The sequence below is a fragment of the Paenibacillus sp. ATY16 genome (assembly GCF_003399985.2).
Taxonomy (GTDB): Bacteria; Bacillota; Bacilli; order Paenibacillales; family Paenibacillaceae; genus Pristimantibacillus; species Pristimantibacillus glycanilyticus.
In genome coordinates this window covers 560,071-567,858 of record NZ_NMOK02000037.1, presented here as the reverse complement: position 1 = coordinate 567,858, position 7,788 = coordinate 560,071, and the positions used below count along the sequence as shown (strand labels likewise).

General features: G+C 54.2%; 9 protein-coding genes. 8 read left to right on the top strand and 1 reads right to left on the bottom strand.

Annotated features, from left to right (window positions below; genetic code table 11):
- Positions 1-114 precede the first annotated feature (114 nt).
- A complete protein-coding gene (locus tag CFI03_RS22940) occupies positions 115-1,026 on the top strand; it encodes an energy-coupling factor transporter transmembrane component T (protein ID WP_248760074.1) in 912 nt (303 codons plus the stop codon).
- Positions 1,027-1,031: 5 nt separating this feature from the next.
- Here the strand turns inward: CFI03_RS22940 and CFI03_RS22935 are convergent, their stop codons facing one another.
- Positions 1,032-2,219, bottom strand: coding sequence for an MFS transporter (locus CFI03_RS22935; RefSeq protein ID WP_248760071.1), 1,188 nt, complete (start codon positions 2,217-2,219; stop codon positions 1,032-1,034).
- 149 nt (positions 2,220-2,368) lie between these two features.
- Here CFI03_RS22935 and lepB point away from each other — a divergent pair, with 149 nt between their 5' ends.
- From lepB to CFI03_RS22900, 7 genes are all read left to right on the top strand, one after another.
- Positions 2,369-2,905 (top strand): signal peptidase I, encoded by a 537-nt coding sequence (lepB, locus tag CFI03_RS22930; RefSeq protein ID WP_248760069.1) that lies wholly within the window; start codon positions 2,369-2,371, stop codon positions 2,903-2,905.
- A gap of 29 nt (positions 2,906-2,934) precedes the next feature.
- Complete coding sequence (locus tag CFI03_RS22925; protein ID WP_248760117.1) at positions 2,935-3,744, top strand: VanW family protein; 810 nt, start codon at positions 2,935-2,937, stop codon at positions 3,742-3,744.
- Between the two features lie 80 nt (positions 3,745-3,824).
- Positions 3,825-4,151 carry a YqzG/YhdC family protein gene (locus tag CFI03_RS22920; protein WP_248760067.1) on the top strand — a complete coding sequence of 109 codons (327 nt, stop codon included), beginning with the start codon at positions 3,825-3,827 and terminating at the stop codon, positions 4,149-4,151.
- A gap of 132 nt (positions 4,152-4,283) precedes the next feature.
- Complete coding sequence (locus CFI03_RS22915; protein WP_015844937.1) at positions 4,284-4,595, top strand: YbjQ family protein; 312 nt, start codon at positions 4,284-4,286, stop codon at positions 4,593-4,595.
- Between the two features lie 107 nt (positions 4,596-4,702).
- On the top strand, positions 4,703-5,083 hold the full coding sequence (locus CFI03_RS22910; protein WP_248760065.1) for a DnaJ family domain-containing protein: 381 nt from the start codon (positions 4,703-4,705) through the stop codon (positions 5,081-5,083).
- A gap of 1 nt (position 5,084) precedes the next feature.
- Positions 5,085-5,393 (top strand): rhodanese-like domain-containing protein, encoded by a 309-nt coding sequence (locus CFI03_RS22905; RefSeq protein WP_248760063.1) that lies wholly within the window; start codon positions 5,085-5,087, stop codon positions 5,391-5,393.
- 145 nt (positions 5,394-5,538) lie between these two features.
- Positions 5,539-7,773 (top strand): heavy metal translocating P-type ATPase, encoded by a 2,235-nt coding sequence (locus tag CFI03_RS22900; protein WP_248760061.1) that lies wholly within the window; start codon positions 5,539-5,541, stop codon positions 7,771-7,773.
- Positions 7,774-7,788: the final 15 nt, after the last annotated feature.

Sequence of the window (7,788 nt, the reverse complement as noted above, 5' to 3'; positions counted from 1 at the left end):
TTTGCGCCGCCGGCTGCGCCAGGCGGCGCGCCGTGGCCGGCGCCGCGCGAGCTCGCGGCGCTGCTGGCGGCGCAGCGCGCCGCCCACGGCGCAAGGACGGCGGAACACCCGTCCTTGCAAGCCGCTGCCGCCAGTGCTGCTGCACCGCAATCGGCAGCAGCACTGGCGGCGGAGCCGCAGGCTTCGCCTACTACGGCATCGCTCACAGAAGCATCGCGCGCATTTGCTCCGCCCGCTGCTGGATCGCCCGTGGCTCAGCCTACGTCGGCATCGCCCGCCGCCGCTCCGCCTGCTACGGCTGCGCTCGCTGCGCGGTTCGATCCGCGGGCGTTAATCGCCGCGTACCTCTTGCTCGCCACAACCATCCTGCTCCAGCACAGCTGGGCAGGGCTGGCTGTCGCGGCGGCCGTCTCCCTTGCGGTGCTTATTCCGCTGCGGGCACAAATAAGGCCCTGGATGAAAGCCATCCGGGCCTACGTGATCATGACGGCGGTGATCGCCATTATTTCGGGCGTGCATTTTTCGCCATTTAGCTTCGATTGGGAGGCCGCCCTCCAGACCATCCAGCGCTTCAGCGGTTTGCTGCTTGTGATGATGCTGGGGCTGCCTCTAATGGGGCTCGTGACGCCGCTGCGAGTCCAGCGCAGCCTGGAGCAGACGTTTGGCTGGTTGAGCAGGTTCAACGTTCCAGTCATGTCCATCGCGCTTACGGTAACCCTGATTTTCCGCTTTATACCGCTGCTTGCGGGGGAATGGGAGCGTTACGTGAAGATCGCGCATGCGCGGGGCAAGGTCACGACCGCCGTAGGATCGCTTCCGTTCCGTATGCTGCTGCCTGCCATGGTGCCCTACATCCGTTCCTTGCTGCGTATGGCCGAGCAAATGGCGGATGCGCTTGAAGCCCGCGGGATCGGTCATCCGCTTGCGAAGCCAACGCAAGGGCTGAGATTGAAGTTCAGCAGGGAGGATATCGGCATCGTAATTACTGCGGCTGCCGCTGCAATCATTCTTTTTTTAATTAGATAATAGCATTAATCATTAATGGACTTAATTAATTTGCGATCCGAACGGTAATAGACCAGGCATAGCGCGGCGGCGATCAATCCAAACATACCGCCTAGCGCAAACCCGCTGTTTAACCCCCAGCTTTCGTTCAGCCAGCCCGCAAGGAATGGCCCGGCGAACATGCCTGCCGCGTAGACCGCCTGATACAGACCCATGGCGGTAGCCCGGCCGGGAGGATCCACGTCCCGGATCGCAAGACCAAGCAGAAGAGGGATATGCAAGCCTTGCGCAAATCCGTTAATCACCTGCGTTAGCATAAGAATCCAGATGGAATGCACATAGCAGATCGAGACGGTGCAGATGGCGCTTAGGATAAATCCGGCGCCGATCGTCGTCCAATTCCCGAAGCGCGGAGCAAACCACCTGGCCGTAAACATGGAAGCGAGAGCATGCGGCGCCATAAAGGCGAATACGAGCAACGTAAGCTCGAGTCCGCTGCCGCCCATGTCCTCCGCTTTTAACGGCGTAAACCCGAACATCGTAATGAACAGCACGCAATGCGCGAGCAAAGAGAGCAGGGCCACCTGCAGCAGCAGCTTCGTCCGAATTACGCTTTGAATCTTCGAGAACGATATTCCGCTCCGCTCATGAAGCGGTTTGGCCGGCTCGTGAATCACGAGCGCCAGCAACAGCCCGATTCCACCGATAACCGCCCCAAGCACGAAAGGAGCATCCGCTCCGAATCCCTCGGACATCCATCCGCTTAACAGCATCCCGATCATTTGGCCGGACACGGTCATCACGCTAATATTCCCCATCGCCTTCGTGGCATCCTCCGCCGCGAAATAATTCGCGTACATTACCGTAAAAGCAACCCAGGTCGATGCGCATAACCCCGCCATCGCGCGCCCCGCAAGCGGCCACAGCCAGCTTCCCGGAATGATGAACAGAAGACAGCTGACACTGGCGGCTAGCATACCAAGCAGGATAAAAGGCTTCCTTTTACCGTAACGGTCCGACAGCATCCCGAGCGGAAAACGGATTAACAGCTGGACGAAGCCATAACTGCCAAGCACAACCCCGATTAAATCAAGCGAAAGCCCTCTCGAGCTCAAATAAGGCGACAACGTCGGCACGTATGTATACATTGCAATCCAGAACATTAACGTTATCGACATAAAAAGTAGTCGCTGCGATCGTGTTGATGGTTCCATTCTGGCTACCTCCCTCATATAAATCTACTTTATAAGACATGCCACGCACCTGTCACGGTATTTTTAGTCCTCAGGTAACTTTTTGCCGGGCGAAAACGTTATAGGTGATGGTTATGTTGAATTCCTATTTCTTCAAGGAGTGCTAGGGAATGGATGATCAACTAACCGGGAATCGCAAGCTGCTGCGTGAGCTAAGAGAGTGGCTGATTTCGATTACGGCCGCCATCATCATCGCTTTGCTGTTCCAAAACTATGTTTACGCGCAGGCAGAGGTACATAATATCTCGATGCAAAAAACGCTTGTGGAAGGCCAGCGCCTGATCGAAAACAAATGGTCCTACCGTTTCAAGCCGCCGGAACGCGGAGATATCGTTATTATCCATGGGCCGGAAAGCTCCTTGCGCTTGGTGAAGAGAGTCATAGGCGTGCCAGGCGATGTTATTGATGTCCGGGACGGAATGGTTGTCTTGAACGGGCAGCAGCTAACGGAGAATTACGCCGTAGGGATGACGGAGCCTGGCGGGATGAACTTCCCCTACACGGTTGACCGGAAGGAGCTTTTTGTTCTTGGCGACAACCGCGAGCATAGCGTGGACAGCCGGTCAATCGGGCCGATTGCCTTTTCCAGCATTGAAGGGAAGGCCGTATACCGGATATGGCCGCTCAACAAAATTGGACTTCTGTAAAGGAGAGAAGAGGGAAGTTGAATAATCTGATGCAGCACCGGCCCGTCAAACGTTCGTTTTTGCGACTGCAGGCGGGTAAATGGTGGTATACGAATAAAAGAAGGGTAGAATGGCTGTTCAGCGCCGGAAAGCTTGCCAGAATCCATAATGAGCTGTCCTTGCCGTATGTGGTTTTTACCCATGCAACTCCTCTTATGAGGCAGCTTCGAAATGTAGACATGTGGCTGCAGACCAACAAGGTCATTAATTTGCGGCTGGCGGCTGAGAAGTTGAACGGCATCGTATTAATGCCCGGCGAAACCTTCTCCTATTGGCGGGCTATAGGCAAACCGACAAGAAGGAAGGGTTATGTGGACGGCATGATCTTATTTTATGGCGGATATAAACATGGAATAGGCGGCGGGTTATGCCAAATGTCCAATCTCATCTATTGGATGACGCTGCATACCCCGTTGCAGGTCATTGAACGGCACAGGCACAGCTACGATGTATTTCCGGACGCCGGGCGGACGCAGCCGTTCGGAAGCGGGGCAACCTGCGCGTACAATTATCTGGATCTGCAGATCCATAATCCGACGCGGCAGCCTTTTCAGCTGATCGTAGGTCTTACGGAGGATAAGCTGGTTGGCGAGTGGCGCTCGTCACTTCCGGTGAACTACCGGTACGAAGTCGTGGAGAAGGATCACCGGATCGAGCTGAAGCCATGGGGCGGTTACGTCAGAAGCAATACGATCTACCGCAGGAAATACGCGTTGGATGAAGGGGAGCTGCTGGGTGAAGAGTTCGTCACGGAGAATGAAGCCGTCATGATGTATGCCCCTATGCTTGAAACGGTGTAAAAGAGAATAACATGTATGCCTGCCTTCACGAACAGCCACACTAAACGGAATACCAAAAATGTGGTCAGGGAGGTGGCAGTATGGGATTCAAAAAAGGCAGACTATTGATTTATATGCTGATTGCCGTTTTATTTGCGATTGCGGTGCCTTCAGCCGCGCATGCGGAGCCTTCATATGCCAAATACGGAAAAATCGCGATCCAGGAAACCGCGAATAAATATCCAGATGCCGATATTATCGATTACAAATACGAGGGGCATTTTACGGCCGAAGGTTCGAGGACGGAAGAGCGGTTTAAGTTATGGCTTAGAGGCAGCGGTGCCGAATTCGGGGTGCGCGTCCATATTTTTGTGGCAGCCGATACCGGCCAAGTAAGAGATGTTCGGATCGAGGAGCTGAGGGGCTGAAGTCGAACGCAAATCGGTATCCAAAAGCCCTCGGGGAAATTGCCCTTTTCTTAGTGCTAAATGAAACGTTTTTTCCCAGGGAACGTATTCCTTCTTAATATCGGCTTAACTATTATCGGGAGGGGTCATTTTATGTTAGTAACAACAACCGCAGCTATTGAAGGACGTCCGATTATCGAATATTCCGGCATTGTAACCGGCGAAGCGATTATGGGGGCTAACGTTGTCCGCGACTTTTTCGCTTCCATTACGGATATTGTGGGCGGACGCTCCGGTGCTTACGAGAGCAAGCTGAAGGAAGCAAGGGATGTTGCGTTTGAAGAAATGAAAAACCAGGCTTTCCGCTTGGGAGCGAATGCGATCGTCGGCATCGATATCGACTACGAGGTCGTGCGCGATGGCATGCTGATGGTCGCTGTCAGCGGCACGGCCGTTCGTATCTAATATAAGGTTGAGAAAAGAAGCTTCTCATTGCCGGGAGGCTTCTTTTTCGTTACAATGCTTAAAGAAAGCGCTAGGGATGACGGGCAATGACAGGAGGCGGACATGGCATGGATTTTATGTCCTCGCTAGTAGAGCAGCGGATTAAGGAATCTGTCGCGAAGGGCGAATTTGACAACCTGAAAGGGAAAGGCAAACCGCTGGAACTGGAGGATAACTCCCATGTGCCGGAGGAGCTCCGGGTTGCCTACAAGCTTCTGAGCAACGCCGGAATGATTCCCGAAGAGATGGTTGTGAAAAAGGAAATCGTCAGCCTCCGCGATATGATCCGCCTATGCCGGAATCCGGATGAACAAGCCGTTCTCAAGAAGAAGCTGACGGAGAAAGAGCTGAGGTTCAAGATGCTCATGGAAGCGCGCGGACTGCGGCAATCGCCGGTTTTTCAGCAATATGAAACAAAGATACTGAAGAAATATGAAGGAGTGGAATGAAGTGTATCCAGAAATTACGCCAGCAGAAGTTGAAGAGCGCCTGAAAAACGGCGAGAAGCTGAATCTGATTGACGTGCGCGAGGACGACGAGTGGGAATCGGGACATATCGCGGAAGCGGTCAGCGTTCCGCTCTCGCAATTCGGCGAACGCTACGAAGAGCTGCCGAAGGATCAGGCTCTGATCATGGTTTGCCGCAGCGGCGGACGCAGCGCAAGAGCTTGCGATTTCCTTCATGCCCAAGGCTATAACGTAACCAACATGACCGGCGGCATGCTGGCCTGGAATGGCGATGTCGCATACGGCAAATAAAAATCAAAGCGTGCTTGTCAGGCGGCAATTGCCTCCGCAAGCACGCTTTTTTAATTCTACATCCTCCATTCAAATCATATAGATTAACGCAGGAGCTTGTTCGATTACGGCAGTAGAATGGACAAGCGGAAGGCGGGTGAGCCGTATGGACGATAAGGGAATTACGATCGATTTATCCGTGCAAGGGATGAGCTGCACCGCTTGCGCGGCCAGAATAGAGAAGAATGTCGGAAAAATGCCAGGCGTTGAAGCCGTAGCGGTCAGCTATTCGGCACGTACGGCCTGGGTGCAATATAAGCCTGGAATGATTGAACCGTCAGCCATCATGCAGCAGATCGCCAAGCTTGGCTTTAAAGCGGATCTGCCCGAAAATGCGAAGGAAGGCTTCGAGAAGGAACGAAGCCGGCTTCGGCTGAGATTGATCATCTCCATGATTCTTACTGCGCCTTTGCTCTCGGCGATGGTACAGCATCTGGCTCCGTTTGCCAGGATAGAGCTTCCCGAGCTTCTGACCAATCCGTGGCTTCAACTGGTTCTTGCGACCGTAATACAGTTCGTCATAGGTCTGCCGTTCTATATCGGGGCCTATCACGCTATCCGGTCGCGGGCGACCAATATGGATGTCCTGGTGGCAACCGGAACCTCGGCTGCTTATTTGTACAGCCATTTTCTCGTATTTAATGCGGATCGAACCGCTTTGTATGCCCATGAGGTTCCTCTCTATTTCGAGACATCCGCAGTCGTTATAACGGCCGTGCTGCTTGGCAAGTTCATTGAAGCCTCGGTTACTTCGCGCGCGCAGCAGGATGCCTCGGGATACAGCAAGCTGCTGAACACGGTAGTAAAAGTGGAGCGGGCCGGCGTTGAAATGGAGATCAAAACGGAATTTGTCCGGGAGAACGATTATGTGCTTGTGCCTGCCGGACAGATTATTCCCGTTGACGGCGTTATAACTAACGGAGAGTCGGAAATTAATGAATCCTTGTTGACGGGCGAGAGCGTTCCGCTTGCCAAGCGTCCCGGCGACCAGGTATGGGCGGGAACCCGGAATGAAAGCAGCAGCCTCCGAATCCGCACCACCGCTGCCGGTTATGCTACCATGTTAAGCCGTATTGTTGATCTCGTCAGGCAGGCGCAACGTTCGAAGTCGCTGATTCAACGGCAGGTCGATTCGGTATCGGCTTGGTTTGTACCGGCGATGCTGCTTCTCTCGTTAGGCACTTTTGTTATTTGGGTTACGGCTGTGGATCCGGGCAATTGGACGATGGCCTTCCGTTGCGCCGTCGCGGTAGTGTTGGCGGCTTGCCCATGCGCGCTTGGACTCGCGACTCCGATTTCCCTTGTCGTAGCCTCGGGGCGTCTCGCCAAAAGAGGGATTGTGGTGAAGGAAGCGGGTGCGCTTGAACGCCTGGCACAGCTTGATATGCTCGTGCTTGACAAAACGGGAACTTTAACCGAAGGAAAACCGAAGATTGGCAGCATACACGTTACGCAAGGAAGCAAGCAAGGGCTTTTGAGGCTTGCAGCCGCCGTTGAAGCCAATTCGACTCATCCGCTTGCCGTCGCCATTCGGGCGGAGGCCGTGCAGACCGGCCTCGTTCCTCCTGCCGCAACCGATTTCTCCTATACGACAGGCAAAGGGGTAGAAGCATTGGTGGAGCAGAGAAGAATCGGAATCGGCAATGCCGGGTTTGCCGCACTGAAAAAGTGGGGCATCGGCAGTCCAGCTATTCAAAGATTCGCGGAAGAACGCCAGAAGCTTGGGGAAACGGTGTTATACGTAGCGGATAATAACCGGGTAATCGGAGCTATCTCCTTCATCGATGCGGTAAAGGCTTTTGCCAAGCCGGCCGTGACGCAGCTTCGGAAAGCAGGAGTAACCGTGGTTCTGGCAACGGGAGATCATCCTGCGCCTGCCTTGAGCGCGGCCCAAACGGCGGGAATCGATCCTTCGAAGGTCTATGCCAATATGCTGCCTGAAGATAAATTGGAACTGGTTGACCGCCTGAAGGAGCAGGACTACAAGGTCGGAATGGCCGGCGACGGCTGGAATGACGCTCCGGCACTAGCCGCGGCGGATGTAGGCCTCGCGATGGGAGACGGTACGGATGCGGCGTTAACAGCCGGTCACATTACGCTACTCCAGCCCCGGATGACCGCTATTCCGGAGGCTTTGCTGATCAGCCGCCTAACGGTTCGCAATGTCCGGCAAAATCTGACGTTTGCTTTTATCTATAACGCGCTTATCATTCCATTCGCCGCTTGCGGAATGCTTCAGCCATGGATGGCCGGTACGGCAATGGCGTTCAGTTCGGTGTCGGTGGTGGGCAACGCCATCCGACTTGGAGCAAGATTAAGAAGAGCTGCTGGACAATTCTAGAATATGGGTGGTATA